This is a genomic window from Modestobacter versicolor (assembly GCF_014195485.1).
GTDB classification, from domain to species: Bacteria; Actinomycetota; Actinomycetes; order Mycobacteriales; family Geodermatophilaceae; genus Modestobacter; species Modestobacter versicolor.
Genome location: NZ_JACIBU010000001.1, coordinates 2585315 through 2611142 on the forward strand (window position 1 = coordinate 2585315; position 25828 = coordinate 2611142).

Sequence of the window (25828 nt, forward strand, 5' to 3'; positions counted from 1 at the left end):
CTGGCGGCGCTGCCCGTTCCCGGGCCCGGGGCGGCCCCACCCGGACCTCACCCCTCACCACCGACCCCGGCGACGACCTCGCCGATCGCGGCCAGGGTCGGCCGGTCGGGGTCGTAGTAGTCGGTGTGGCCCTCGGTGACCTCGGCGGGCAGCGGCACGTCGCCGTAGGAGAAGTCGGACGGCGCGCTGCCGAACCACCCGAGCCAGGCCACCGGGTCGGCCGGGGAGGCGGCGCCGAAGACCTCGTCGACCTCCAGCTGCTCGGCTCCGCCGCCGGCCAGCCCGGGGCTGCCCAGCAGCACCAGCGCGTCGGCGGCCAGCCGCCCCGGCGCCCGCACCGCCTGCCCGGCCACCACGGTGCCGTAGCTGTGCGCCACCACGGTCGTCCGCGGCGCGGGAGCCGTCCCGGCGGTGGTGCGCGCCGCGGCCAGCCCGTCCAGGGCGCGGTCCAGCGACGGACCGCCCCGGCGGGACGCGTGCGGCAGCGCCATGGTCGCCAGGCCGGGCGGGCGGTAGCCGAGCCAGGCGACGGTGGCGACGGCCAGGCCGGGTGCGGCGGCCTGCGCCGCCCGGCCCACGGCGGCCGCGTCGCCGAGCAGCCCGGGCAGGTCGTCGCCGGGGGTGGTGTTGATGCCCGGCACCAGCACCCCGACCGCCGCCGCGGTGTCCAGGTCGCCCAGCGCGACGGCCACCAGGTCGGCGGCCGGGTCGAACTGCAGCAGCTGGACCGGCCGGCCGGCCGCCTCGTGGGCGGTCAGCTGCGCGGCCACCACCTCCGCCACCACCCGCCGCTCTCCGTGAACCGCACCCGCGACGGCTGCGGCCAGCACGAGCCGGTTGGCCTGGTCGCGGGCCCAGGCCGGCAGCCCGTCGAGGGCGCCCACCCGGGCCGGCCGGGCGGCGATCTCGGCCAGCTGCTCGGCGGCGGTCAGCCCCGCCCACCACGTCGCGGCCCGCTGCGGGTCGCGGCGGAGCGGGAGCGGTGGCAGCACCAGCGGCGGCAGCCGCGCCGTGAGGTCGTCGAAGCCGGCCGGGACGGCGACCCCCACCCCGGCCCGGTCCAGCGGGCTCCGGGCGTCGCAGGCGCAGCCCAGCGCCCGGGCCGCGGCACGCAGCGCCTCCTCCGCGCGGGCACCGGCGACCTCGGCGGCCCGGTGGACGGCCAGCACGTCGGCCAGCTGGTCGGGCGCCATCGTCCGGGCGGGCGCGGCGGGCAGACCCCCGGGCCGGCCCGCGTCGTCCAGGGTCAGCCCCGCCGCGTCGGCGGTGGCCAGCGCGCCGGCCGCCCACTCCTGCGCCTCGGCGGCCGCGGCATGCAGCCCCTGCAGGCCGATCAGCGACGAGCCCATCGCCCCGGCGATCCCGGACGCCACCGTGGACAGCTCCACGACGGCGGTCGCGGCGACCTCCCCGGCCGGCCCCGACCAGCACTCCGCCGTCCCCAGCCGGCGGCCGAGCACGTCGAGCCGGGTGCGCCAGGGCAGCAGCCGGGCGGCCACCTCGTCCAGGCCGGCCACCCCGCCGCGCACCGCCGGCACGTCCCAGCCGGCGACCTGGGTCAGGGCGGTCACCGGGGCACCGCCCGGGTCCCGACACGCCCGGCGCTGCCGCCCGCGAGCTGACCGGCCAGACCGAGGTCGGCAGCCCGGTAGGCGGCGAGCGCGGCGTCCAGGGTCGCTGCCACGGCGAGGGTGCGGGCGGCGAGCGCGGCCAGCGCGCCCGTCCACTGCCCTCCGGTCAGCCGCGCCTCATCCCCCACCGGGCCGGCCAGCGCCTGCTCCAGCGAGCGGCCGGCCGCGGTGGCGGTGCGCTGCTCGTCGTCGAGCTCCGCGCCCAGCGCCCGCAGCTCGGCGAGCAGCCCGCCCAGCACGTCGAGCTGGACGGAGATCAGGTGGGACACGGGGCCTCCCGGCGCGGCAGCGGCCCCGCGGCAGGGCCTGTGCAGCGACGCTAGGAACGCCGGGCGGGGGCCGGGCGCCGTCGTCCACACCGGGGACCGGTGTCCACAACCAGCGCGCCGGACCCCGGTTCAGGGTGCGCTGGTGGTCAGCGCGCTCGTCGTCGTGTCGCTCTCCCCGCCGACCACGATGGACCGGCGCTTGCTGATCACGACGGCGACGACGATCACCAGGGTCGCGCCGAGGGCGATGAGCACGCGCAGGGTGGTGTTCTCGTCGTCGCCCACCGACATCCCGACGATGGCGGGGGCGATGAGCAGCGCGACCAGGTTCATCACCTTGATCAGCGGGTTGATGGCCGGACCGGCGGTGTCCTTGAAGGGGTCGCCGACGGTGTCGCCGATGACCGTGGCGGCGTGCGCCTGGCTGCCCTTCCCGCCGTAGGCGCCGTCCTCGACCATCTTCTTGGCGTTGTCCCAGGCGCCGCCGGAGTTGGAGAGGAAGACGGCCATCAGCGTGCCGGTGGCGATGGCGCCGACCAGGTAGGCCGCCAGCGGGCCGAAGCCGAGCCCGAAGCCGACGGCGACAGGAGCGAGGACGGCGAGCAGGCCCGGGGTGGCCAGCTCGCGCAGCGAGTCCTTGGTGCAGATGTCGACGACGGCGCCGTAGTCGGGGCGCTCGCTGTAGTCCATGATCCCGGGCCGGGTGCGGAACTGCTCCCGGACCTCGAACACCACCCGGCCGGCGGCGCGGGACACCGCGCTGATCGCCAGCCCGGAGAAGAAGAAGACGACCGCGGCGCCGATGACCGCGCCGACGACGTTGTTCGGCGACACCAGGGTGAAGGCGTCGCCGAGCGTGGCCCCGGCGTCGTCCAGGGCGTCGCCGATGCTCGCGTTGTAGGACCCGAAGAGGGCAGTCGCGGCGAGCACGGCGGTGGCGATGGCGATGCCCTTGGTGATGGCCTTGGTGGTGTTGCCGACGGCGTCGAGGTCGGTGAGCACCTGGGCGCCCTCCTCGTCGATCTCGCCGGACATCTCCGCGATGCCCTGCGCGTTGTCGCTGACCGGGCCGAAGGTGTCCATCGAGACGATGACCCCGGCGGTGGTGAGCAGCCCGCAGCCGGCCAGCGCGACGGCGTAGAGGGCCGCGGCACCGCCGATCAGGAACGCGCCGTAGACGGCGGCGCCGATGAGCAGCGCTGCGTAGACCGCGGACTCCAGGCCCAGCGAGATGCCGGAGAGGATCACGGTGGCCGGTCCGGTCAGCGAGCTGCGGCCGACGTCCTTGACCGGGCGGCGCGAGGTCTCGGTGAAGTAGCCGGTGAGCTGCTGGATGGTCGCGGCCAGGACGATGCCGATGAGCACGGAGACGAAGCCGAGCACCTGCGGGCTGACCGAGACGTCCAGCCCGTCGGAGATCGAGGGCAGCACGGTGAACGACGCCACCGCGACCAGCACGAGGGAGACGGCGGCGGAGGTGAAGAAGCCGCGGTTGATCGGGGCCATCCAGGAGCTGTCGCCGGCGCCGGGGTTGCTGGCCAGGATGCCGACGATCGAGGCGATGATCCCGACCGCCGCGACGACCAGCGGGAAGACCATCCCGACCGGACCGAAGAAGACCTGGCCGAGGATCAGCGCGGCGACCAGGGTGACGGCGTAGGACTCGAAGAGGTCGGCGGCCATGCCTGCGCAGTCGCCCACGTTGTCGCCCACGTTGTCCGCGATCGTCGCGGCGTTGCGGGGGTCGTCCTCGGGGATGCCGGCCTCGACCTTGCCGACCAGGTCGGCGCCGACGTCGGCGGCCTTGGTGAAGATCCCGCCGCCGACCCGCATGAACATCGCCAGCAGCGCGCCACCGAAGCCGAAGCCCTCCAGCACGACCGGGCCGGTCTCCTGGAACAGCAGCAGCGCGAGGGAGGCACCGAAGAGCCCCAGTCCGACGGTGATCATCCCGCACACGCCACCGGTGCGGAACGCGATGCGGAAGGCCGGCCGGTGACCGCCCGCGGCGGCCGCCGCGGCGACCCGGACGTTGCCCCGGGTGGCCAGGGTCATCCCGATGAACCCGACCGAGGCGGAGAACGCGGCGCCGAGCAGGAAGAAGACGGCGCGACCCACCCGGGTGCCCACCCCGCCGTCGGAGACGGGGAGCAGGAGCAGCAGGACGAAGACGATGACGGCGAAGACGCCCAACGTGCGGAACTGCCGTCGCAGGAACGCGCCGGCTCCCTCCTGGATCGCCCTGGCGATCTCCTGCATCTTGGGCGTCCCCTGGTCGGCGGCCATGACGGCTCTCGACAGGTAGAAGGCGAAGCCCAGGGCGGCGAGGGAGATGACGAGGACGACCGCCACGAGGGTGAGGTCGCCTCCGGACAGTTCGGTGTCGGGCATGTGTTCCTCCGCGGCGAGGTGGGGGCGCGCACCCGCCCGGCGCCCCCGGGCCTTCGCGCGGGGAGGGCCCGGCGTGGGACGCACTGTGCCGCAGGATCCGCGCCAATACCAGACCTGCTTGTGATCTCGTTCACACCCTGCGTCATCCGGCCCGGGGCCCCGGACGAGGGGTTGCGCGGCGGTGTGACAGTGGGGTGGTGACGTCCTTGCGCTCCGTCGGTCTCCCCGCCGACGCGCCGGCCGAGACGGTCGAGCCCGCCGGGGGCACGCTGCCGGGCACCGAGCTGCTCGCCTCGCTGCTGTCCGGCACCGACCCCGAGGACGACCCGGTCACCCACGTCCACCGGCTCCCGGTCCGACCCAGCCGCAACGCGCCGTGGCCGGCCTGGGTCGACGGCGCGCTGCGCGAGCGGCTGGCCGAACGGGGCGTGCAGGAGCCGTTCAGCCACCAGGTGGCCGCCGCGGAGCTGGCCCGTGCCGGGTCGCACGTCGTCGTCGCCACCGGGACGGCGTCGGGCAAGTCGCTGGCCTACCAGCTGCCCGCGCTCACCGCGCTGACCGAGGACCCGCGGGCCTGCGTGCTGTACCTCGCCCCGACCAAGGCGCTGGCCCGCGACCAGCTGGCCTCGGTGGCCGCGCTGGCCGACCCCTCGGTGCGCCCGGCGGCCTACGACGGGGACACCCCGACCGAGGAGCGGGAGTGGGTCCGGCGGCACTCGCGCTGGATCGTGACCAACCCCGACATGCTGCACCGCGGGATCCTGCCGGCCCACCAGCGGTGGTCGAGCACGCTGCGCCGGGTCGCCTACGTGGTGATCGACGAGTGCCACGCCTACCGCGGGGTCTTCGGCTCGCACGTCGGGCACGTGCTGCGCCGGCTGCGGCGGATCTGCCGCCGCTACGGCGCCGAGCCGGTGTTCGTGCTCGCGTCGGCGACCGTGGCCGACCCGGCCGCGGCGGCCAGCCGGCTGGTCGGCGCCCCGGTGACCGCGGTGACCGACGACGGGTCGCCCCGCCCCGGTGCCACGTTCGCGCTCTGGGAGCCGCCGCTGACCGAGCGCACCGGTGAGCACGGTGCACCCGTCCGGCGCTCCGCAGCCGCCGACGCCGCCGGGCTGCTCGCCGACCTGGTCGAGCAGAACGCCCGCACGCTGGCCTTCGTCCGCTCCCGGCGCGGGGCCGAGTCGGTCGCCGAGCAGGCACGCGCCGTCCTGCGGTCGCGCGGCCGGGGCGACCTGGTGGCCAAGGTCGACTCCTACCGCGGCGGCTACCTGCCCGAGGAGCGCCGGGAGCTGGAGCGCGCGCTGAGCACGGGCGCGCTGCTCGGGGTGGCCACCACCAACGCCCTGGAGCTGGGCATCGACATCGCCGGCCTGGACGCGGTCGTGCTGGCCGGCTACCCCGGGACGCTGGCCTCGATGTGGCAGCAGGCCGGCCGCGCGGGGCGGGCCCAGAACGAGTCGCTGGTCGTCTTCGTGGCCCGCGACGACCCGCTGGACCACTACCTGGCGCACCATCCGCAGGCCGTCTTCGGCCGCCCGGTCGAGGCGACGGTCACCGACCCGGCGAACCCCTACGTGCTCGGCCCGCAGCTGTGCTGCGCGGCCGCCGAGCTGCCGCTGGTGCCCGACGACCTCGCCGACTTCGGCGGGGACGTGGCCGCGGCGCAGGTCGAGGAGCTGGTGGCCGACGGTCTGCTGCGGGCCCGGCCGGCCGGTTGGTACTGGGCCGGCCGCGGGCGGCCGGACGTCGACATCCGCGGCAGCGGCGAGCCGCCGGTCTCGATCATCGAGGGCGCCACCGGCCGGCTGCTGGGCACGGTGGACGGCGACGCCTCGCACGCCACCGTGCACACCGGCGCGCTCTACGTGCACCGCGGCGAGACCTACGTCGTCGACGAGTTCGACGTCGAGGACGCCTGCGCGGTGGTGCACCCGGAGAGCCCGGAGTGGACGACCGTCGCCCGCGACGTGGTGGACCTGTCCATCGTCTCGGTGGACCGCACCCGCCGGCTGGGCGCGGTCACCGCGCACACCGGCGTCGTGGACGTCACCAACCAGGTGGTCGCCTACCAGCGGCGGCGGCTGGGCACCGGCGAGGTGCTGGCCGAGTTCCCGCTGGACCTGCCGCCGAGGCAGCTGCGCACCCGCGCGGTGTGGCTGACGCTGGACGACCGGGCGGTCACCCGTGCCGACGTGACCGACGCGGCCCTGCCCGGTTCGCTGCACGCGGCCGAGCACGCCTCGATCGGCATCCTCCCGCTGCTGGCGACCTGCGACCGCTGGGACCTCGGCGGCATCTCCACCGCGCTGCACCCCGACACCGGCGCGGCGACGATCGTCGTCTACGACGGGCACCCGGGCGGTGCGGGGTTCGCCGAGCGCGGCTACGCGGTGCTGCGCGAGTGGTTGCAGGCGACCCGGGCCACGGTGGCCAGCTGCGAGTGCGAGTCCGGCTGCCCGTCCTGCGTGCAGTCGCCCAAGTGCGGCAACGGCAACGACCCGCTGGACAAGGCCGGTGCGGTCCGGGTGCTGGACGTGGTCCTCGACGAGCTCGCCTCCGCCCCGGAGCTCACCGCCGAGGAGGCCGAGGTCACCCGGCGCCCGGCGCCGCGGGCCGGGCTGTTCGGCACCACCGCCCCGGTGGTCCCGGAGACCGACACCCAGCCCGAGGCCCGACCCGACGCCGTGGCCGACGCGCCCCCTGCCGACCCCGACGACCTCGTCTTCTGACGACCCGCCTGCGCTCCCGGCGTCGGGCGGTGCCGGCCCCGCGCGGGCCCGGGCCGGTGCGTCCACGACGCCGACGGGGCCGAGCCGGACCGGGACGTGCACCCGCAGCTCCACCACCGCCCCGGCGCTGACGGAGCAGGAGTCCAGCACCGCGCCGTTGGCCGCCGCCACCTCCCCGGCCACCGAGCACGCGGACGGGTCGCCCAGCACCGCCCGGCCGGCGGCCGCCAGCGCCGCCAGGTCAGCGGCGGTGGTCGCCCGGTGCCGCGCCACCACCGCCGCGCCGACCAGCACGACGGCCGCTCCCACCGTGGCCAGCAGCGCAGCGAGCGCGACCGTCCACACCGTGGCGGACCCGCGCTCGGGGTCGTCGGCCCTCACGGCGCACCCACCTCGGCGGCGGGTTCGCGCAGCCCCGTCGCGGTGGCCGACACCTCGACCGTCCAGGGCAGCGGCCCCAGCGGTGACACCGTCGCCGAGACGGTGACCTGCACGGTCTCGCCGTCCCCGCCCAGCTCGGTCGCCGCGCCGTCGGGTGCGGCACCGGCCGCCGCGCGCTGCACCACAGCGACCGGTTCTCCACGGGCCGCCGCCCGGGCCCCTTCCCGGGCGGCGTCCACGCAGCGCAGCTGGGCGCCGACGACCACGACCGCCGAGACGGCACCGGCCAGCACCAGCAGCAGCACCGGGAGGACGACCGCGGTCTCCGCGGTCACCATGCCGGCCTCGGCCCGGGCGGGACGGCGTGTGCGCACGACGGCTCAGGACAGCGTGGCCAGCGCCGACTGCACCAGCCCGCCGAGGGCCGTGACCACCGACCCACCGGTGACCACCTGGTAGAGCACCGCGGCGAAGGCGCAGGCCGCGACGGTGCCGACGGCGTACTCGGCGGTGCTCATGCCCTGCTCGTCGGCGGCCCGGAGGTCGGCCCACCGCCGGGCCAGCGCGCCCCTGCCGGCCGGCTCCTGCGCGACCTGCGACTGCTCGTCCATGTCCCCTCCTCCTCCGGACCGCCTGCCGGTCCGACGGGATCGAGCCTGCGGTCCCGGTCCGCCGCGCCCCAGCTCCGCGGCGCAGGTGTGGAGAGCGGGGCGGGATGTGGACGACCGCCCACGCGCGGGGCGGTGATGTGCCTCAGCCGAAGACGTCCGCCGCGATGCCGAGCACCAGCGGCACGACGCCCAGGCAGAGGAACGCGGGCAGGAAGCACAGCCCCAGCGGTGCCAGCACCCAGACCCCGGCCCGGCGGACGGCGGCCTCGGTCTCGCTGCGGCTGGAGCTCCGCAGGTCGGTGGCCAGCCGCTGCAGGGCAGGGACCACCGCCGACCCGGACTCCCCGGCCCGGACCACCGTGCGGGCCAGCGCGTCCAGCGGCGGCGGGGCCGTCGACCACGCGCGGCGGGGCGCGGCGCCCAGCCGGTACAGCGCCCCGACCTCGCTCAGCCGCTCCCCCAGCGGGCCGGCCACCGAGCCGCCGACCGCGCTGAGGGCCGCGCCGACCGGGGTGCCGGCGGTGAGGCAGACGGCGAGCAGGTCGCAGGCCACCGGCAGGTCGCGGGCCAGCCCCGCCCCCTCGTCCGGCGGGGCGCCGGACCGGCGGAGCAGCCGCTCGACGGCGACCCCTGCCGCGGCCCCGGCCAGCGCGGCCCCCGGACCACCGCCCAGGACCAGCAGGACGGCGATCGCCGCTCCGGCCGCCTCCGCCCAGCGGCGCACCGGCCCGGGCGGGCCGCCCGGTGGCCAGCGCGCCAGGCGGACCGGACCCACCGGGCCGGGCAGGACGGCCGCCAGCCGGCGCCGGCGGGCGGTGCCGGGCGGCACCCACAGCAGCAGGGCCGCCGCCAGGGCGAGCGCGGCCGCGGTCACCGCTGCACCGCGCGGCGGACCAGCCGCGCCGACCACGCCGTGCCGGCCAGCTCGAGGGCCACGCCGAGCACGAGGAGCACGGTGCCGGTGCCCGTGGTGGTCAGCACGCGCCACGGGTCGGCGCCCACCCCGCTGCCCATCAGCAGCCCCAGCACCGGCAGCCCGGCCAGCACCGTCGCGCTCGCCCGGGGTCCGGCGACCGCCGAGCGCAGCTCCTGCTCGGCGTGCGCCCGGGCGCGCAGGTCGTCCTCGACGGCGGTCACCACGCCGGCCAGCGAGCAGCCGGTCTGCGCGCTCAGCCGCACCGCCGCGGCCAGCCGCCGCAGCGCCTGCGCCGACTCGCCGGCAGCTGCCCCCGGTGGTGGCTCGCCCAGCCGGAGCACCGGTCCGAGGACGGCGGCGGTGCCCGGGTCGGGGCAGCTGCCGACGGCGGCACCGGTGGCCTCGTCGAGCGGGCGCCCGGCCCGCAGCTCGGCGCTCAGCGCCCCGAGCGCCTCGACCAGCGCGCGGCAGCTCCGTTCGCCCGCGCGGGCGAGAGCGCGCTGCCGCAGCGCACGCCCGGCCGCACCACCGCAGACCGCCGCCAACCCGGCCACCACCGCAGTGGACAGGAGCAGCCCGCAGGTGCCGGCGGCCGCGGCGAGCAGGGCCGGCCCCGCCCGACCGCCGACCAGGGCACCGAGGTCAGGCCACCGCGGGACGCCCGGCGGGCCGGCGAGCCGGGCGGCCCGTGCCGCGGAGGGCCAGGCCAGCAGCGCCCCGGCCAGGCAGAGCAGGGCAGGGCTCACCCGGTGCCCCGCCCGTCCAGCAGCCGGTGCAGCTCGTCGCCGGCCGGGCACGGGCCGCCGTCGGCCCGCCAGCCCGGGACCACCTCGATGAGGGCACCGTCGCGCCGGACCACGCCCAGCTCGGCGACGTGCCGCCCCGCCGGCGATCGGCGCAGGTGCACGACGACGGAGAGCGCGGCCGCTGCCTGGCTGTGCACCGCCGCCCGCCCCAGTCCGGCTGCCTCGCCGAGCGCCTCCAGCCGGGCGGGCAGGTCACCGGCGCGGTTGACGTGCAGGGTGCCGCAGCCGCCGTCGTGGCCGGTGTTCAGCGCGGCGAGCAGGTCGACCACCTCCGCGCCGCGCACCTCGCCGACGACCAGCCGGTCCGGGCGCATCCGCAGCGCCTGGCGGACCAGGTCGCGCAGGGTCACCGCGCCGGCGGCCTCCACGTTGGGCGGCCGGGTGAGCAGCCGGACGACGTGCGGGTGCAGCGGCGCGAGCTCCGGGGCGTCCTCGCAGAGCACCAGCCGCTCGTGCTGCCCGGCCAGCCCGAGCAGCGCCGAGAGCACGGTCGTCTTGCCGGTGCCGGTGCCACCGGTGACCAGGAAGGCCAACCGGGCCTGCACCAGCGCCGTCAGCAGGTCGGCGGCGGCGCCCGGGAACGCGCCGCGGTCGGCCAGGTCGGCGAAGGAGAGGACCGCCCGGCGCAGCACCCGCAGCGACAGGCAGGTACCCGACCCCGAGACCGGCGGCAGCACGGCGTGCAGCCGCGTGCCGTCGGGCAGGCCGGCGTCGACCCACGGAGCGGCGTCGTCGAGCCGCCGCCCGGCCGCAGCCGCCAGCCGCACCGCCAGCCGGCGGACGGCGGCCTCGTCGGGGAACCGGACGTCGACCGGCTCCAGGCCGGCTCCCCGGTCGACCCACACCGACGCCGGGCCGTTGACCAGCACGTCGGTCACGCCGGGCAGGCGCAGCAGCGGCTCGAGCACGCCGGCCCCGGACAGCTCGTCGGTCGCCGCCCGGACAGCGGTCAGCACCGCACCGTCGCCGAGCAGCCCGCCGGCCTCCTCGCGCACCAGCGCCGCGACGGCGACCGGGCTCGGCGCGCCGGCACCGCTGGCCAGCCGGGCCCGCACCCGCTCCACCAGGGGCGGGGCCGAGTCGCTCACGCTGCCCGCCCGGGGAGCCGGCCGAGCAGCTGCCGGCTGACCAACCCGAACGGCGACCGCGCCGCCACGGACGGTGGCTCGCCGCGCTCGCTGCGGGGCACCGCCGACCGGTCGACGGCGAGCTCGGCCACGACCGGACGACCGACGACGTCGGCCACCTGCCCCCTGCTGAGCCCGCCGGGCAGCACGCGGAAGACCACCACCGCCGACGACCAGGGGCTCCGTTCGCCGGTCAGCAGGGCGCGCGCCACCGCGGCGGAGCGCAACCGGGCCGGCACGAGCAGCACCGCCAGGTCGGCCTCGGCGAGCACCGGCTCGGCCGCGGTGCCGCGGACGGGCAGGTCGACCACGACGCCGCACCCGGTGTCCCGGGCGCCGGTGACCACGGCGAGCAGCGCCTCGGCCGGCACCTCACCGGGCTGCTCGCGAGAGGCGGCCAGCACCGGTACCCCGCAGGCCTCGGGCAGCGCCGCCGCCAGGGCCGGACCGCCGACCCGGCCGCTCACCGCGGCGAGCTCGGGCCAGCGGAGCCCGGGCGACCCCTCGGCACCGAGCAGCAGGTCCAGGCCGCCGGCCCACCCGTCCCCGTCCACCAGGAGCACGCCCTCACCTGCGGACGGCCGCGCGGCCAGCGCGAGCGCGGTCGCCAGCGTGCTGGCGCCCGCGCCGCCGCCGGCGCCTCCGACGGCGACCACCCACCCCGGGCGGACCGGCGCCCGGACCGCGGCCGCGACCCGCTCGACCAGCCAGGTCTCGTCACGGGGCAGCACCACGACCCGCTCGGCCCCGACCGCCACCGCCGCCGGCCACACCGCGGTGTCGGGCTCGCCGTCCACCACCACCAGCACGCCGGGACGGCGCGGGAGGGCCTGCACCGCAGCGCTGGCCAGGACGTCGGCCCCCAGCAGCACGAGCGGGGCGTCCCGGTGCGCCCGGCGCAGCGCGCTGCCGCCGGTGGTCAGCTCTCCGGTGGTGCCGGCGGCGGCCAGCAGCCGGAGCACGTCGTCGAGCAGGACGGGATCAGCGCCCACGACGAGCGGGTGGGCGGGGCCGGTGGGGTGCGCAGCAGCAGACACCTCCCCAGCGCAGCCGAGCCCGGGCCGGCTGGCGAGGTGCCGCCGCCATCTGTGGACAACCCCTCCGGGTGTGGACGGCGGTGCGCCCGGGCGCCCGGACTGCCGATCCACTTACCGTGTGGGACGTGACCCGCGCTGCGGCGTTCTTCGACCTGGACAAGACGGTCATCGCGAAGTCCAGCACCCTGGCCTTCGGACGACCGTTCTTCCAGGGTGGGCTGATCAACCGACGGGCCGTCCTCAAGGGCGCCTACGCGCAGTTCGTCTTCTCCCTGGCCGGTGCCGACGCCGACCAGATGGAGCGGATGCGCCGCCAGATCACCGCGATGACCACCGGCTGGGACGTCGCCGTGGTGCACGAGATCGTCCGGGAGACGTTGCACGAGATCGTCGACCCGCTGGTCTACGCGGAGGCCGCCGACCTGATCGAGGCGCACCAGGCCGCCGGCCGGGAGATCGTCATCGTCTCCAGCAGCGGGGCGGAGATGGTCGGCCCGATCGGCGAGATGCTCGGCGTGGACCGGGTGGTCGCCACCCGGATGGTGACCGTCGAGGGCCGCTACACCGGCGAGATCGAGTTCTACGCCTACGGGGAGAACAAGGCCGCCGCCATGCGCGAGGTCGCCGCCGAGAAGGGCTGGGACCTCGCCGAGTGCTGGGCCTACAGCGACTCGGCCACCGACCTGCCGATGCTCGAGGCGGTCGGGCACCCGACGGCGGTCAACCCCGACCGCGGGCTCCGCAAGGTCGCCGCCGAACGCGGCTGGGCGGTGCTGGAGTTCACCCGGCCGGTGTCGTTGCGCTCGCGCTTCTCCGTCACCCGGACGCCGGTGGTGACCAGCGCGGCGGTCGGCGTCGGCGCCGCGGTGGCCGGGCTGGCCTGGTACGCCCGGCGGCGCGCGCTGCGGGCGCCCTCGGGCGCCACCCTCCCGGCGGCGCAGCTGCCCGGCCCGATCACCCCGGCCGGTCGCTGGCGTCGCCGCGAGGCCTGAGCCCTCGCCGGTCAGCCGCGGAGCAGGCTCTCGCAGATCGCCAGGCCCTCGGTGGCACCGAGCTCGGTCGCCCGGGCGCAGTGCACCAGCCAGCCGGCCAGCCCGGAGGGTTCGCCGGAGCGGTAGCCGGCCAGCGCCTCGGCGTGCGCCGCGGCGCCCAGCTCGGCGAACCCGACCTCGGGCACCGACACGGCCTTGGGGTCCAGCCCGCGGGTGATGGTCATCAGCCGGCCGGCGGCCCGGGCGACCACCCCGTCCTGCACACCGAACGGGGCCAGCGCGGCCAGCTCGCCGTGCACCACCCCGGCCAGCACCACCGCCGGCACCGTGCTGGCACCGGTGATCACGGAGAACAGCCCGCTCAGCCGCGGGCCCGCCGGACCGTTGGGGCGGCCGAGGTCCGCGGGGTCGGCGAGGTCGGTGGCGGCCAGCACGTGCAGCCGGGCGAGCACCTGCCCCGGGGCGCGCTCCCAGGTCTCGACCATCGAACCGAGCCCGACAGAGACCCGCAGCGCACCCTGGACCACCGGGTCGGTGACCTCGCCCGCGCGCAGCTCGGCCAGCGGCACGTCGACGCCCTCCAGCGCCGCCGACGCCCGGGCGCCGCGCAGCGCGGACTCGGCGCTCACCCCGGCGGACTCGCGCCGCAGCACCTTGTGCCCCAGCAGCCGGTCGATCGCCGTCCGCGCCCCCTCGGCCGCCTCGGCGACGCCGGGCAGCTGCAGCAGCGGGGCCAGCGGGTCCGGGCCGGTCGGGCGAGCGGCGGGCCGGGCGGCGCGGCCGGCGCCGGGGCGGAGCGGGATCGTCACGGCAGCGACGGTACGAGCCGCGAGCCGCCGGACCGGCACCGGGCGGTCGGGCGGAAGCCCCTAGGCTCCTGGGCATCATGGCCCGCCCGCTCACCCTGCTCCTCGTCCGGCACGGGCAGAGCGAGTGGAACGCCGCCGGTCTCATGCAGGGCCAGACGGCGCACGTGCCGCTCACCGAGCTGGGGCACCAGCAGGCCGCTCAGGCCGCGGCGGAGCTCGCCGCGCTCACCCGGGACGGCGGCGGCCCCGGTGCCCTGCTGTCCAGCGACCTGCTCCGCGCGGTGCAGACCGCCGAGCACTGCGCGGCCGCGACCGGCCTGCCGTTGCGGACCACCCCGGCGCTGCGCGAGCAGGGCTACGGGGTGCTGGAGGGGCGTCCGTCCCGCGAGCTGTGGGACGTCGTCGACTGGACCGATCCGCACTGGTCGGCCGAGGGCGGGGAGAGCCTGGCCCAGCTGCACGCCCGGGTGGCCGCACTGCTCGATCAGCTCCGCGCCGACCCGCCGGCCGAGGTGGTCGCGCTGGTCACCCACGGCGACACGATCCGGGCCGCCCAGGCGGTCGCCGCCGGGCTGGGACCGGACGCGATGCCCGCGGTCACCCCGCACAACGGCACGGTCACCCGGCTGGAGCTGGCGCCGTGAGCAGGGTCCTGGTGCTCGGCGGCTCCCGGTCGGGGAAGTCCGCCTACGCCGAGCAGCTGCTGGAGGGCTGGGCCGACGTCACCTACCTGGCCACCAGCAAGGTCGAGGACTCCGACTCCGAGTGGGCCAGCCGGGTCGCCGCGCACCGGGCACGCCGGCCGGTCGGGTGGGCGACGCTGGAGACGACGATGCCCTCGGAGCTGGTCCGCGGCGGCGCCGTGCTCGTCGACAGCATCACCACCTGGGTCGCCGCGCTGATGGACGAGACCGGGGTCTGGGACACCGCCGACGCCGGCGGCTCGGGCGGTGGCGGCGCGCACGCCGCGGACCGGCGGCGGGCCGAGGCCGCGCTCGACCGGCTGGCCCTGCGCTGCGACGCCCTGGTCAACAACTGGGTGATGACGCCGGCGCACGTGGTCGCGGTCAGCGACGAGGTCGGGCTGGGCGTGGTGCCCGAGACGCGCTCCGGCCGGCTGTTCCGCGACACCCTCGGCAACGTGAACCAGCGGCTGGCCGCGACCGCGGACGAGGTGTGGTTCGTGGTGGCCGGGCTCCCCCAGCGGCTCCGGTGAGCCGGCGTCCCTGGACCGGCCCGGCCGAGGCCTTCGCGATGCTCAGCATCGCCCGGGTCCCCGCCGCGGCCAGCGCCCGCGGTGTGCTGCCGTGGGCGCCGCTGGTCGGGCTGGTGCTCGGCGCGCTGGCCACCGCGGTCGGCTGGCTCGGTGACCGCGCCGCCGGCCCGCTGGTCGGGGCCGTGCTCGCCGTCGCCGTGCTCGCCGCCCTGACCCGCGGGCTGCACCTGGACGGGCTGGCCGACACCGCCGACGGGCTGGGCCCGCTCCGCGGCCGGGAGCGGGCGCTGGAGGTGATGCGCGCCGGGGACGTCGGGCCGTTCGGGGTCGTCACCCTCGTCCTGACGCTGCTGCTGCAGGTCGCCTGCCTGGCCCAGCTGCTCGGCGTCGACGGCGGCTGGCTCGCGCTCCCCACGGCAACCGTGGCGGCCCGGGTGGCGATGGCGCGCACCGGCCTGCCGGGCACCCCGATCGCCGCGGGCTCCTCGCTGGGCGCAGCGGTCGCCGGCACGGTGTCCCGCCGGTGGCTGGCCGGCGCCGCACTGCTGACCGTCATGGCGGCCGTCGCGGGCGGCCTGCTCCTCAGCGACGACGGCCCGGCCACCGCGCTCGGGCTGACGGCCGCCGTTGCCGTCGGGCTGGCCGCCTCGGAGGCGTTGTCCTCCCGGGCCCACACCCGGTTGGGCGGGGTCAACGGGGACGTCATGGGGGCCATGGGCGAGGTGGCGGCGACGGCGGCCCTGCTGACCGCCGCCGTCCTGCTCGGCTGAGCAGCCGCCCGCCGCTCAGCGCCGCTTGGCGAAGGAGCTCAGCAGCTTGCCAAGACCACCGGCGGCCGGGGCGCCTGCGCGCCCGCGGGAGGTGGTGCCGCGGGCCATCCGGGCTGTCCCGCCGGCCGTGCGGCCGGTGCCCGTGGTCCGGCGACCGGTGGCCGGACGCCCACCGACCCGTCGGCCGCGCCCTGCGGTCTGCTGTGCGGTGCCCATCAGCTTGCTCAGGATGCTCATGTCCTGGTGGGTGCCCGGCGAGCGGAGAACAAGAACCGAGAGGTTCCTGTTTGGCGCGTGTTGTCACTCCGAGTACACAGATGCGGACGATGCGACTGCCTCAGCACCTCTGCTGCGCGTCTGGTCGCGACAGCACCGCTGGTCCAGCACCCGTGCGGCACGATGCACGCCGTGTGGACGAGCCGCCGTCGGGACCCCGACCACCTGGAGGCCCTGAGTCTCCGCCAGCTCGGCCGGTGGTACCGCCGCGTCCCGGTGGAGATCGGTGCGGACGCCGGGTCCGACCGAGCACGTGCCGAGCTGCTCGACCGCATCCAGGACGAGTGGTTGCGCCGCCTCCCCGGCGACCCCGGCATGCTCAACGACCGTGCGATGCACGCCAAGTGGCGGCGGGACTGGCCGACGGCCCAGGCCCTGGGTGAGCTCGCCCTGGCGGCGCTCCCGACGGACCAGCGGGAGGGTGAGCCGGCGGCCTGGAACCTCGGCATCGCGGCCACGGCGCGACGCGACTGGGCGGTCGCCCGCCGGGCGTGGCAGGCCTTCGGCATCCCGGTCTCCGGCGAGGGCGACGCCCCGGTCGACGAGGACCTCGGCCCCGCCCCGGTGCGGCTGAACCCGCCGCCGCGCTTCGTCGGGCAGCAGGAGGTGCTGGTCGACGGCCGCGCGGGCGAGCCCGAGGTGGTCTGGGGCCGGCGGCTCGACCCGACCCGGATCCAGCTGGTGAGCGTCCCGCTGCCCGCGTCCGGGCACCGGTACGGCGACGTGATGCTGCACGACGGCGACGTCCAGGGCACCCGTCGGTTCGGTGACCAGGAGATCGGGGTGTTCAACGAGATCGAGCTGTGGGAGCGCTCGCCGCGCCCGACGCTCAGCGCCGTGGTGACGGCCGGCGACGCGGACTCCGCGCAGCTGGAGGCCGACCTCGAGGCCGCCGGCCTGGCCGGCGAGGACTGGACGACGAACATGCGCGTGCTGTGCGCGGCCTGCTCGAACGGCTCCCCCGGCGCGCACGACCACCCCGGCGGTGCGGCCGTCGACGGTCAGCGCACCTTCGGCCTCTCCGGCCACCCGGACGACGTCGCGGCCGTGCTGCGTGCCTGGGTCGCGGCCGCGCCGGGACGGGCCGCCGGCGAGCTGACCGTCGAGCTGGAGTGATCCTCAGCCGCCGGCCACGGACTGCACGACCATGACCTCCGCCCCGCTCGGCACCGGGGTCTGCAGCCCGGCCAGCCGCCGGACCTCCTCGCCGTCGACGTAGACGTTCACGTGCCGCCGCAGCGCGCCGGTCTCGTCCCGCACCCGCCGGTCGAACACCGGGTGCTCGACGGCCAGCACGTCCAGCAGCGCGCACACCGTCGACGGCGCCGGCAGGTCCAGCGACACCGACGTCCGGCCGCCGGTGCAGTCGGCCAGCAGCCGCGGCAGCAGCACCTGCACCGTCATGGCAGCACCGCCGCCCGCACGCAGAGCACGTCGGGCAGGTGCCCGGCGACGGTCGTGAACGTCTCCCCCTCGTCGGCGCTGGCGTAGACCTCGCCGCCCCGGGTGCCCACGTACACCCCGACCGGGTCGCCGCCGTCGACGCAGGCCGCGTCGCGCAGCACCGCGTTGTACTCGTGCGCCGGCAGCCCCTCGGTGCAGCGGCGCCACGTGGAGCCGGCGTCGTCGCTGCGGTGCACGGCCAGCTCCCCGCCGGGCGGGATCCGCTCGCCGTCGGCGACCAGCGGCACCACCCAGATGGTCCCGGCGCGGTGCGGGTGCGCCAGCATCACGAAGCCGAAGTCCGAGGGCAGCCCGTCGGCGATCGAGCTCCACGAGTCCCCGTCGTCCTCGGAGCGGTACACGCCGTGGTGGTTCTGCGCGTACAGCCGGCCGGGCACGACGGCGTCCCGCGCGATCTTGTGCACGCACTGGCCGAACTCCGGCGCCGGGCCGGGCATGAAGTAGGCGGAGATGCCGGAGTTGCGCGGCTGCCACGAGGCGCCGCCGTCCGTCGTCCGGTAGACCCCGCCGGTGCTCATCGCCACGTGCACCGTCGAGCCGGGCCCGGGGACGACGCTGTGCGCCGCCGCACCGCCGTAGCCGGCACCCCACTCCGGCCGGTGCGGGTGGTCCCACAGCGTGCGGCACAGCGCGAACGAGTCGCCGCCGTCCTCCGACCGCCACACCGAGATCGGCTCGCAGCCGGCCCAGACCACCCCGGGCCGGTCGGCGGAGTCGGGCTGCAGCTGCCAGATCCGCTCCACCGCGGCGCCGGTGTCGGCCGGGAACCGGATCGCGCCGTGCGCCGGCTCGTCCCAGGTGACGCCGAGGTCGTCGGAGTGCACGACCGTCGGGCCGAAGTGCTCCGAGCGCACCCCGACCATCAGCCGGGTGCGCCCGCCGCGGACGTCGATGCCCACGCTGGGCACCTCGGTCATCAGGAAGTGCGGCGAGGAGAGCGACCAGCTGCGCCGGTCCTCACTCGTCGCGAGCCAGAGCCCCTTGCGCGTGCCGATCGCCAGCAGAGTCGTCGCCATGCAGCAGAGGACTCCGCAGGACCGGAGAACTCATCGCGCGCCGCGCCGGTCCAGCCGGTTCTCGGCGACGCCCCGCAGCACCCACGCCACCGGGACCACCACCACGAGCACCCACAGCCGGTCCCACCCGGTCGCCCGGACCACCGCCTCGGTGACCACCAGCACGACGAGGAGGTAGCCCAGCCAGAGTGCCAGGGTCCGGCCAGGTGGACGCCGCACGGGGGAGCTCATCGCGTGGCCGTCTGCGCGGGGGTGTCGCCGCCCTCCAGGTCGCCCTCGGTGTCCAGGTAGGCCTGCTGCAGCTCGGCCAGCAGGGCCGGGTCCGGCGACTCCCACATCTTCCGGTCGACGGCCTCCAGCAGCCGCTCGGCGATGCCGTGCAGCGCCCAGGGGTTCGACTTCTCCATGAACTCCCGGTTCTCCGGGTCGAGCACGTAGGTCTGGGCGAGCTTCTCGTACATCCAGTCGGCGACCACGCCGGTGGTGGCGTCGTAGCCGAACAGGTAGTCGACGGTGGCCGCCAGCTCGAACGCGCCCTTGTAGCCGTGCCGGCGCATCGCGGCCAGCCACTTGGGGTTGACCACCCGGGCCCGGAACACCCGGGAGGTCTCCTCGACCAGCGAGCGGGTCCTCACCTGCTCGGGCCGGGTGGAGTCACCGATGTAGGCCTCGGGCGAGGAGCCGGTCAGCGCGCGGACCGTCGCGACCATCCCGCCGTGGTACTGGAAGTAGTCGTCGGAGTCGGCGATGTCGTGCTCGCGGGTGTCGATGTTCTTCGCGGCCACGGCGATCCGCTTGTAGGCCGCCTCCATGTCCGGCCGCGCGTTCACGCCGTCCAGGTCGCGCCCGTAGGCGTAGCCGCCCCACACCGCGTACACCTCGGCCAGGTCGGCGTCCCCGCGCCAGTTGCGCGAGTCGATCAGCGACAGCAGCCCGGCGCCGTAGGCCCCGGGCTTGGAGCCGAACACCCGGGTGGTGGCGCGCCGCCGGTCGCCGTGGGTGGCTTCGTCGGCGTCCACGTGGGCCTTGACGTAGTTCTCGTCGTCATCCTCGGCGAGCCCGGCCACCAGGGTCACCGCGTCGTCGAGCATGGTCACCACGTGCGGGAACGCGTCCCGGAAGAAGCCGCTGATCCGCACCGTGACGTCGATCCGCGGCCGGCCCAGCTCGTCCAGCGGGATCGGCTCCAGCCCGGTCACCCGGCGCGACGCGTCGTCCCAGACCGGCCGGACGCCGAGCAGCGCGAGCACCTCGGCGACGTCGTCGCCCGAGGTCCGCATCGCCGACGTGCCCCACACCGACAGCCCGACCGAGGGCGGGAACGCCCCGTCGTGGTCGGCGCGGTAGCGGTCGACCAGCGACTCGGCCATCGCCGACCCGGTCTCCCAGGCCAGCCGGGAGGGGATCGCCCGCGGGTCGACGGAGTAGAAGTTCCGCCCGGTCGGCAGCACGTTGACCAGCCCGCGCAGCGGGGAGCCCGACGGCCCGGCCGGCACGTAGCCGCCCTCCAGCGCGTGCAGCGTCATGTCCAGCTCGTCGGTGGTGCGCTCCAGCCGGGGCACCACCTCGTCGACGGCGAACCGGAGCACCGCGGTGACCTCGTCGTTCGTCGTCCCGAGGACCCCGCCCACGACGTCGGCGACGGCCGCGGCCGACCAGCCGCGCTCCTCCATGCCGGCGACCAGCGCCGCGGCCTGCGCCTCGACCGCGTCGGTGGCGTGCAGCCCGGCGGTGCCGTCCTCGACCAGGCCGAGCGCCTGCCGCAGCCCGGGCAGCGCGACCGCCCCGCCCCAGATCTGCCGCGCGCGCAGCATCGCCAGCACCAGGTCGACGCGGTTCTGCCCGCTCGGCGGGGCGCCCAGCACGTGCAGCCCGTCGCGGATCTGGGAGTCCTTGATCTCGCAGAGCCAGCCGTCGACGTGCAGGATCATCTCGTCGAAGTGGTCGTCCTCGGGCCGCTCGTTCAACCCCAGGTCGTGGTCGAGCTTGGCCGCCTGCAGCAGCGTCCAGATCTGCTGCCGGACGGCGGGCAGCTTCGCCGGGTCCATCGCGGCGATGTTGGCGTGCTCGTCGAGCAGCTGCTCCAGCCGGGCGATGTCGCCGTAGGAGTCGGCCCGGGCCATCGGCGGCACCATGTGGTCGACCAGCGTGGCGTGCGCGCGCCGCTTGGCCTGGGTGCCCTCGCCCGGGTCGTTGACCAGGAACGGGTAGACCAGCGGCAGGTCGCCGATCGCGGCGTCCGGTCCGCAGGCCGCCGAGATGCCGACCGTCTTGCCCGGCAGCCACTCCAGGTTGCCGTGCTTGCCGACGTGCACCATCGCGTGCGCGCCGAACACCGACCGCAGCCACCAGTAGGCGGCCAGGTAGTGGTGGGACGGCGGCAGGTCCGGGTCGTGGTAGATCGCGATCGGGTTCTCCCCGAAGCCGCGCGGCGGCTGGACCATCACCACGACGTTCCCGGCCCGCAGCGCGGCGAAGACGATGGAGTCGTCGTCGACGAACAGCGACCCGGGCGCCTCACCCCAGTGCTCGACCATCGCCTCGCGCAGCTCGGCCGGGAGGGTGTCGAAGAAGCGCTGGTACTCGGCGGCGGAGATCCGCACCGGGTTGCCCGACAGCTGCTCCTCGGTGAGCCAGTTCTCGTCCTGCCCACCCGCGGCGATCAGCGCGTGCACCAGCGCGTCGCCGTCCAGGTCGGCGACGCCGGGCAGCGCCTCGGGGCCGTCGAACGGGCCGATGTCGTAGCCCTGGCCCTGCATCGCGGCCAGCAGCCGGACGACGGACGCCGGGGTGTCCAGGCCGACCGCGTTGCCGATCCGGGCGTGCTTGGTCGGGTAGGCGCTGAGCATCACCACGATCCGGCGCTCGCCGGGCGGGGTGTGCCGCAGCCGGGCGTGCGCGACCGCGGTGCCGGCGACCCGGGCGGCCCGCTCGGGGTCGGCGACGTAGGAGGTGAGCCCGTCGGCGTCGGTCTCCTTGAAGGAGAACGGCACGCTGATCAGCCGGCCGTCGAACTCGGGGATGGCGACCTGGTTGCCGACGTCCAGCGGGGAGAGCCCGTCGTCGCTGGCGGCCCAGTCGGCCCGGCTGCTGGTCAAGCACAGCCCCTGGACCACCGGGACGTCGAGCTTCGCGAGCTCACCGACGTCCCAGGCGCCGTCGTCACCGCCGGCCTGCGCGGTCGCGGGCCTGGACCCACCGGCTGCCAGCACGGTGACGACCAGCGCGTCGGCGGTGCGCAGCACGTCGACCAGGCCGGGCTCGACGGTGCGCAGCGAGGCGGTGAACACCGGCAGCGCGCGGCCGCCGGCGTCCTCGATCGCGCGGCAGAGCGCCTCGACGAAGGAGGTGTTCCCGGACAGGTGGTGCGCCCGGTAGTAGAGGACGGCGACGACCGGGCCCTCGGTGGTGCGCGGGGACCGCTCCAGCACGCCCCACTCCGGCGCCACCGACGGCGCCTCGAAGCCCTCCCCCTCGAGCAGCACGGTGTCGCCGAGGAAGCGGTGCAGCTGCTCGAGGTTGCCCGGCCCGCCCTGCGCCAGGTAGCCGTGCGCCTCGGTGGCCACGCCCATCGGCACCGTGGAGAGCTCCATCAGCTCGGCGTCCGGGACGTTCTCCCCACCCAGGACGACGACCGGCGCGGACCCGGCGAGCAGCGGGGCCAGCATCTCCTCGTACTGCCGGCGGACCCCGAGGATCCGGACGACGACGAGGTCGCTGCCGGCCGCGAGCTGCACCATCCCCTCGGCGCCCAGCCGGGCCGGGTTGCCCAGCCGCCAGCCGGCCGCGCTGGACCTCGCGGACAGCAGGTCGGTGTCGGAGGTCGACAGCAGGGTGAAGGTGCGAGAGCTCAAAGCAGTGCCTCCCTCGGGGTCCGCGCCCCGGGTCGTCGGGCACGGCAGCCGAGGTGTCTGACTTCCTCCGGAGAGGACACAGTGGCGGGACCGCGCCGGGTTCGCACCGGCTTCCCTGCTGCACTGCCGTGGTTGGCCGAGACGCTACCCGGCCGACCCGCCGTCCCCGGCCGCACGACGGCGGGACGACCCACGGGCAGTTAGCGTGGCGAACGACGAGGTGCAGCGGGCAACCACCCGACCCGGGCTGCAGCGCACACCCGACCCGCAGGAGACCGCATGACCGGCGACACGGCGACCCGCGCCCGCGGGCTCAGGACGCCGCGGTCCGGCCTGCTGCTGGCCGGGGTCCTGCTCATCGCGGCCAACCTGCGGGCCGGGATCACCTCGGTCGGCCCGGTGGTCGAGGACATCCGCGCCGACCTGTCCATCGGCGGCGCGGCGGCGTCCCTGCTGATCAGCCTGCCGCTGGTCGCCTTCGCCGTGGTGTCACCGCTGGCCCCGGCGCTGGCCCGCCGGATCGGCATCGAGCGTTCGCTCGGCGCCGCGCTCGCCCTGCTGGCGGCGGCCACGGTGGTCCGCTCGCTGCCGTCGACCGTCGCGCTGTGGGCGGGCACCGCCGTGCTGGGGACGGCCGTCGCGGTGATCAACGTGGTCCTCCCCTCGCTGGTCAAGCGGGACCACCCGGGCAGGGTCGGCCAGGTCACCGGCCTCTACTCCTCGGTCCAGGGCGCGGCGGCCGCGCTGGCGTCGGGCCTCGCCGTCCCGCTGGCCGGCACGGCCCAGCACGGCTGGCGGCTCGCGCTCGGCATCTGGGCCGGGCTGGCCCTGGTCGCGCTGGCGGTCTTCCTCCCCCAGCTGCGCCGGCGCAGCGTCCCGCCGGGCCCCGGGTCGCCCGGCGCACCGGTCGTGCACCGCTCGCCCTGGCGCACCGCGCTGGGCTGGCAGGTGACCGTCTTCATGGGCGCCCAGTCGACGATCTACTTCACGCTGATCGCCTGGTGGCCCTCGGTCGAGCAGGCCGAGGGCGTCCCCGCCGCCGCGGCGGGCTGGCACCTGTTCGCCATGCAGGTCGCCGGGCTGCTCGCCAACCTGGTGACGGCGCGGCTGATCCCCCGCCGCGCGGACCAGCGGCTGCTCATCCTGGCCGCGACCGGGCTGTTCGCCGTCGCGGTCGTCGGCCAGCTGGCCGCGCCCGGGGCCTCGCTGCTCTGGATCGTGCTCGCCGGCGCCGCGGGTGGGTCCTGCATCGTGCTGGCGCTGTCGCTGTTCGGGCTGCGCACCCGCGACCACCACCAGGCGGCGGCGCTGTCCGGGATGGCCCAGTCGGTCGGCTACGCGATGGCCGCCGCCGGCCCGTTCCTGCTGGGCGCGCTGCACGACGCCACCGGCAGCTGGACGGCGCCGCTGGTGGTGCTGCTCGGGGTCCTGGTCGTCCAGGCCGCGGCCGGGGTGCAGGCCGGCCGGGCCCGGGTGCTCTGACCGGGGTCAGCCCACCTGCACCAGGTCGATGACGAAGACCAGGGTGGCGTCACCGGGGATCGGGCCCTGCCCGTTCGGCCCGTAGCCCAGGTCGCTGGGGATGGTCACCATCCGCCGCCCGCCGACCTGCATGCCGGTGATGCCCTGGTCGAAGCCCTCGATGACCTGCCCGGCACCGAGGGTCACCGGCAGCGTCTCGTCGTCCCCGCGGCTCCAGGAGGAGTCGAACTCCTCGCCGGTGCCGTAGAAGGCGCCGAGGTACTTGACCTCGACGGCGGAGCCCGCGACGGCCTCGGGCCCGGTACCGACGACGACGTCGGTCACCTCCAGGCCGCAGGGCGGGGCGGCGTCGGTGGTCGGCACCTCGGGGGCGGAGCTGAGGTCGGTGGAGAGGCCGTCGGCGCTCTGGGCGGTCGCGGAGCGGGACACGCAGGCCGCGTCCGAGGGCGAGGCGGACGACGACGGCTCGTCGTCACCCCCGCAGGCGGTGAGCGAGAAGGCGACGGCGGCGGCGACGAACAGGCGGGCGGCGGTGCGGCGGTCCATCGCACCAGCAGACCACAGGACGTCGGGGAGCCCGACTCGATCACCGGACAACGCCCGGCTTGACCTCAACCCCACTGCAGCCGGTCCACTACGCGGGTGAGCGCGACCGGCACCGCCCCTGACACGTCGCTGCGCGCGGTCTTCGCCGGGCGGCGCGGGCGGCTGCTGGTCGCGCTGCTGCTGGCCGAGTTCGCCGCTGCGGTCCAGGGCATCGCCTACGCCACGGTGCTCCCGCTCGCCTCCCGCGAGCTGGACGGCAGCCGCCTCTACGGCGCGACCCTGACGGCCGGCACGCTCGTCACCGTGCTGGTGCTCGCCGCCGGCCCCGGGGTGACCGCCCGGCTCAGCCCTCGGGCCACGCTCCTGGTGGCCACACTGGTCTACGTCGCCGGGGTCGTGCTGGCCGCCACCGCACCGGCGATGGGCTGGCTGCTCGCCGGCAGCGCGCTGCGCGGCCTGGCCGGCGGCCTGCTCGCCGCCTTCGGGCTGAGCGCCATCGGCGGGCTCTACGACGACGCACTCCGGCCGCGCGTCATGGGGCTCTTCTCGCTGGTCTGGCTGCTGCCCTCACTGGTGGGCCCACCGCTGAACGCGTCGATCGCCGTCTGGGCCGACTGGCGCTGGGCGATGGCGTGGCCCGCGGCCGTCGTGATCGTGGCCCGGGCGCTGATGGGCCGGGACGTCGGGCTGATCCCCTGGCAGACCGGACGCCGCGCGGTCGCCGTGGGCACCGGCGTGCTCGTGGTGGCCGGCCTCGTGCTCGCCACGCTGGCCACCGGCAGCGGCGGCTGGGGTGTCCCCCTGCTGGTCGGCGGCCTGCTGCTGGCCGGCGCGGGGAGCGTCCGGGTGCTGGCCCGGGCGACGGCCGGTGACCGCCCCCGCACGTGGGTGCTGATCTGCTTCACCGGCCTGGTGGTCGCCTTCTTCACCGCCGACGGGCTGGTCCCGCTCGCCGTCGTCGAGGGGCTGGACCGTGGGGTGGTCGCCAGCGCGGTCGCCGTCACCGCCGGCCTGGTCGCCTGGTCGGTGGCCGGCGCGCGGCCACCACGGCCGGGACGCCGTCCGGACCCGGCCGCCCTCGGGGCGGCGTTGCTCTGCCTGGCCCTGGTCGCCGCCGCCCTGTCCCAGACCGGGCTGCTGGCCGGCTCCGCCGCACTCGCCCTGCTCGTCGGCGCCTGGGCGGTGGGCGGGCTGGGGATGGGGCTGGGGTACACGCGCCTGTCCGCACGGTCCTTCGACGACCTCGCGCCCGAGCAGGTGTCCACGGTCGCCACCGCGGTGGCCTTCGCCGAGACCACCGCGGTGGCGCTCGGCTCGCTGCTGGGCGCGGGCACGTACTCGTTGGCCACCAGCGCGGGAGCGGGCGACCGCCCCGCGATCGGCGCCGCCTTCGGGCTCGCCGCGCTGGTCGCAGTGGGCGCCGGACTGGTCACCCGCAGGCCCCGCTGACCCGGCGGCGGCCTCGACCGGGACCCCGGTCCGGGCGGACGACGGGCGCGGAG

The 25828-nt window shown here is 76.7% G+C and carries 24 protein-coding genes, 1 pseudogene and 1 riboswitch; of the genes and pseudogenes, 8 read left to right on the forward strand and 17 right to left on the reverse strand.

Annotated elements, in window-relative coordinates; all coding sequences use genetic code 11:
* Positions 1 to 47: 47 nt before the first annotated feature.
* From FHX36_RS12655 to FHX36_RS12665, 3 genes are all read right to left on the reverse strand, one after another.
* Complete coding sequence (locus FHX36_RS12655) at positions 48 to 1571, reverse strand: alpha/beta hydrolase (protein ID WP_183513791.1); 1524 nt, start codon at positions 1569 to 1571, stop codon at positions 48 to 50.
* Positions 1568 to 1900: a hypothetical protein gene (locus tag FHX36_RS12660; protein WP_110554131.1), complete on the reverse strand. Its 333-nt coding sequence runs from the start codon at positions 1898 to 1900 to the stop codon at positions 1568 to 1570. The genes FHX36_RS12655 and FHX36_RS12660 overlap by 4 nt, the downstream gene beginning before the upstream one ends.
* Positions 1901 to 2029: 129 nt before the next feature.
* Positions 2030 to 4291: a sodium-translocating pyrophosphatase gene (locus FHX36_RS12665; protein WP_110554132.1), complete on the reverse strand. Its 2262-nt coding sequence runs from the start codon at positions 4289 to 4291 to the stop codon at positions 2030 to 2032.
* A 197-nt stretch (positions 4292 to 4488) separates the two neighbouring features.
* Here FHX36_RS12665 and FHX36_RS12670 point away from each other — a divergent pair, with 197 nt between their 5' ends.
* On the forward strand, positions 4489 to 7023 hold the full coding sequence (locus tag FHX36_RS12670) for a DEAD/DEAH box helicase (protein WP_343056603.1): 2535 nt from the start codon (positions 4489 to 4491) through the stop codon (positions 7021 to 7023).
* Positions 7024 to 7068: 45 nt separating this feature from the next.
* On the opposite strand, the pseudogene FHX36_RS24170 reads toward FHX36_RS12670, so the two are convergent.
* The 7 genes and pseudogenes from FHX36_RS24170 to ssd all read right to left on the reverse strand — a co-directional run.
* Positions 7069 to 7404 (reverse strand): annotated as a pseudogene (locus FHX36_RS24170) (Rv3654c family TadE-like protein); the annotation flags it as partial.
* Entirely contained in the window at positions 7401 to 7778 is a 378-nt protein-coding gene (locus tag FHX36_RS12680; protein WP_258373046.1) for a TadE family type IV pilus minor pilin, read from the reverse strand. The gene FHX36_RS12680 and the pseudogene FHX36_RS24170, both read right to left, overlap by 4 nt.
* Positions 7779 to 7784: 6 nt before the next feature.
* Entirely contained in the window at positions 7785 to 8015 is a 231-nt protein-coding gene (locus FHX36_RS12685; protein ID WP_110554153.1) for a DUF4244 domain-containing protein, read from the reverse strand.
* A 142-nt stretch (positions 8016 to 8157) separates the two neighbouring features.
* Positions 8158 to 8889 (reverse strand): type II secretion system F family protein, encoded by a 732-nt coding sequence (locus FHX36_RS12690; RefSeq protein ID WP_183513792.1) that lies wholly within the window; start codon positions 8887 to 8889, stop codon positions 8158 to 8160.
* Positions 8886 to 9677, reverse strand: coding sequence for a type II secretion system F family protein (locus tag FHX36_RS12695; protein WP_183513793.1), 792 nt, complete (start codon positions 9675 to 9677; stop codon positions 8886 to 8888). The genes FHX36_RS12690 and FHX36_RS12695 overlap by 4 nt, the downstream gene beginning before the upstream one ends.
* Positions 9674 to 10825 carry a TadA family conjugal transfer-associated ATPase gene (locus tag FHX36_RS12700; protein WP_183513794.1) on the reverse strand — a complete coding sequence of 384 codons (1152 nt, stop codon included), beginning with the start codon at positions 10823 to 10825 and terminating at the stop codon, positions 9674 to 9676. The genes FHX36_RS12695 and FHX36_RS12700 overlap by 4 nt, the downstream gene beginning before the upstream one ends.
* Positions 10822 to 11856, reverse strand: a complete 1035-nt coding sequence (gene ssd, locus FHX36_RS12705) for a septum site-determining protein Ssd (protein ID WP_343056605.1) — start codon at positions 11854 to 11856, stop codon at positions 10822 to 10824. The genes FHX36_RS12700 and ssd overlap by 4 nt, the downstream gene beginning before the upstream one ends.
* 170 nt (positions 11857 to 12026) lie before the next feature.
* Here ssd and FHX36_RS12710 point away from each other — a divergent pair, with 170 nt between their 5' ends.
* The gene (locus tag FHX36_RS12710) at positions 12027 to 12893 is read left to right on the forward strand and encodes an HAD family hydrolase (RefSeq protein ID WP_343056606.1); all 867 of its coding nucleotides are present in this window, start codon (positions 12027 to 12029) and stop codon (positions 12891 to 12893) included.
* A gap of 11 nt (positions 12894 to 12904) precedes the next feature.
* Here the strand turns inward: FHX36_RS12710 and FHX36_RS12715 are convergent, their stop codons facing one another.
* The gene (locus FHX36_RS12715) at positions 12905 to 13702 is read right to left on the reverse strand and encodes a Fic family protein (protein ID WP_183513796.1); all 798 of its coding nucleotides are present in this window, start codon (positions 13700 to 13702) and stop codon (positions 12905 to 12907) included.
* Between the two features lie 77 nt (positions 13703 to 13779).
* Between FHX36_RS12715 and FHX36_RS12720 the strand changes: the two genes are divergently transcribed.
* Genes FHX36_RS12720 through FHX36_RS12730 form a run of 3 tightly spaced genes read left to right on the forward strand, consistent with a single transcriptional unit; the run spans position 13780 to position 15688 of the window.
* Positions 13780 to 14346: a histidine phosphatase family protein gene (locus tag FHX36_RS12720; RefSeq protein WP_110554435.1), complete on the forward strand. Its 567-nt coding sequence runs from the start codon at positions 13780 to 13782 to the stop codon at positions 14344 to 14346.
* Positions 14343 to 14918 carry a bifunctional adenosylcobinamide kinase/adenosylcobinamide-phosphate guanylyltransferase gene (gene cobU / locus FHX36_RS12725; protein ID WP_110554434.1) on the forward strand — a complete coding sequence of 192 codons (576 nt, stop codon included), beginning with the start codon at positions 14343 to 14345 and terminating at the stop codon, positions 14916 to 14918. The genes FHX36_RS12720 and cobU overlap by 4 nt, the downstream gene beginning before the upstream one ends.
* A complete protein-coding gene (locus FHX36_RS12730) occupies positions 14915 to 15688 on the forward strand; it encodes an adenosylcobinamide-GDP ribazoletransferase (protein WP_343056607.1) in 774 nt (257 codons plus the stop codon). The genes cobU and FHX36_RS12730 overlap by 4 nt, the downstream gene beginning before the upstream one ends.
* A gap of 15 nt (positions 15689 to 15703) precedes the next feature.
* Here the strand turns inward: FHX36_RS12730 and FHX36_RS12735 are convergent, their stop codons facing one another.
* On the reverse strand, positions 15704 to 15925 hold the full coding sequence (locus FHX36_RS12735; RefSeq protein WP_110552246.1) for a hypothetical protein: 222 nt from the start codon (positions 15923 to 15925) through the stop codon (positions 15704 to 15706).
* 171 nt (positions 15926 to 16096) lie between these two features.
* Here FHX36_RS12735 and FHX36_RS12740 point away from each other — a divergent pair, with 171 nt between their 5' ends.
* The gene (locus FHX36_RS12740; protein WP_146251588.1) at positions 16097 to 17080 is read left to right on the forward strand and encodes a tetratricopeptide repeat protein; all 984 of its coding nucleotides are present in this window, start codon (positions 16097 to 16099) and stop codon (positions 17078 to 17080) included.
* 3 nt (positions 17081 to 17083) lie between these two features.
* On the opposite strand, the gene FHX36_RS12745 is transcribed toward FHX36_RS12740, so the two are convergent.
* From FHX36_RS12745 to cobN, 4 genes are read right to left on the reverse strand one after another with little or no spacing between them, the layout of a single operon-like run.
* Entirely contained in the window at positions 17084 to 17368 is a 285-nt protein-coding gene (locus tag FHX36_RS12745) for a MoaD/ThiS family protein (protein ID WP_110552244.1), read from the reverse strand.
* Positions 17365 to 18444, reverse strand: coding sequence for a WD40/YVTN/BNR-like repeat-containing protein (locus FHX36_RS12750; RefSeq protein WP_110552243.1), 1080 nt, complete (start codon positions 18442 to 18444; stop codon positions 17365 to 17367). Before FHX36_RS12750 ends, FHX36_RS12745 begins: the two co-directional genes overlap by 4 nt.
* Positions 18445 to 18474: 30 nt before the next feature.
* A complete protein-coding gene (locus tag FHX36_RS12755) occupies positions 18475 to 18675 on the reverse strand; it encodes a hypothetical protein (RefSeq protein WP_146251587.1) in 201 nt (66 codons plus the stop codon).
* A complete protein-coding gene (gene cobN / locus FHX36_RS12760) occupies positions 18672 to 22298 on the reverse strand; it encodes a cobaltochelatase subunit CobN (protein ID WP_110552241.1) in 3627 nt (1208 codons plus the stop codon). Before cobN ends, FHX36_RS12755 begins: the two co-directional genes overlap by 4 nt.
* Positions 22299 to 22349: 51 nt before the next feature.
* A riboswitch (cobalamin riboswitch) is annotated at positions 22350 to 22438 on the reverse strand.
* A 139-nt stretch (positions 22439 to 22577) separates the two neighbouring features.
* Between cobN and FHX36_RS12765 the strand changes: the two genes are divergently transcribed.
* The gene (locus FHX36_RS12765; RefSeq protein WP_110552240.1) at positions 22578 to 23780 is read left to right on the forward strand and encodes a CynX/NimT family MFS transporter; all 1203 of its coding nucleotides are present in this window, start codon (positions 22578 to 22580) and stop codon (positions 23778 to 23780) included.
* A gap of 6 nt (positions 23781 to 23786) precedes the next feature.
* On the opposite strand, the gene FHX36_RS12770 is transcribed toward FHX36_RS12765, so the two are convergent.
* The gene (locus FHX36_RS12770) at positions 23787 to 24326 is read right to left on the reverse strand and encodes an FKBP-type peptidyl-prolyl cis-trans isomerase (protein WP_110552239.1); all 540 of its coding nucleotides are present in this window, start codon (positions 24324 to 24326) and stop codon (positions 23787 to 23789) included.
* Between the two features lie 96 nt (positions 24327 to 24422).
* Here FHX36_RS12770 and FHX36_RS12775 point away from each other — a divergent pair, with 96 nt between their 5' ends.
* Positions 24423 to 25775, forward strand: a complete 1353-nt coding sequence (locus tag FHX36_RS12775; protein WP_110552238.1) for an MFS transporter — start codon at positions 24423 to 24425, stop codon at positions 25773 to 25775.
* Positions 25776 to 25828 lie beyond the last annotated feature (53 nt).

Coding starts and splice junctions, on each gene's coding strand:
- FHX36_RS12665 (WP_110554132.1), bottom strand. CDS start 4,291: ATGCCCGACACCGAACTGTCCGGAGGCGACCTCACCCTCGTGGCGGTC.
- FHX36_RS12685 (WP_110554153.1), bottom strand. CDS start 8,015: ATGGACGAGCAGTCGCAGGTCGCGCAGGAGCCGGCCGGCAGGGGCGCG.
- FHX36_RS12720 (WP_110554435.1), top strand. CDS start 13,780: ATGGCCCGCCCGCTCACCCTGCTCCTCGTCCGGCACGGGCAGAGCGAG.
- FHX36_RS12735 (WP_110552246.1), bottom strand. CDS start 15,925: ATGAGCATCCTGAGCAAGCTGATGGGCACCGCACAGCAGACCGCAGGG.
- FHX36_RS12745 (WP_110552244.1), bottom strand. CDS start 17,368: ATGACGGTGCAGGTGCTGCTGCCGCGGCTGCTGGCCGACTGCACCGGC.
- FHX36_RS12750 (WP_110552243.1), bottom strand. CDS start 18,444: ATGGCGACGACTCTGCTGGCGATCGGCACGCGCAAGGGGCTCTGGCTC.
- FHX36_RS12755 (WP_146251587.1), bottom strand. CDS start 18,675: ATGAGCTCCCCCGTGCGGCGTCCACCTGGCCGGACCCTGGCACTCTGG.
- FHX36_RS12765 (WP_110552240.1), top strand. CDS start 22,578: ATGACCGGCGACACGGCGACCCGCGCCCGCGGGCTCAGGACGCCGCGG.
- FHX36_RS12770 (WP_110552239.1), bottom strand. CDS start 24,326: ATGGACCGCCGCACCGCCGCCCGCCTGTTCGTCGCCGCCGCCGTCGCC.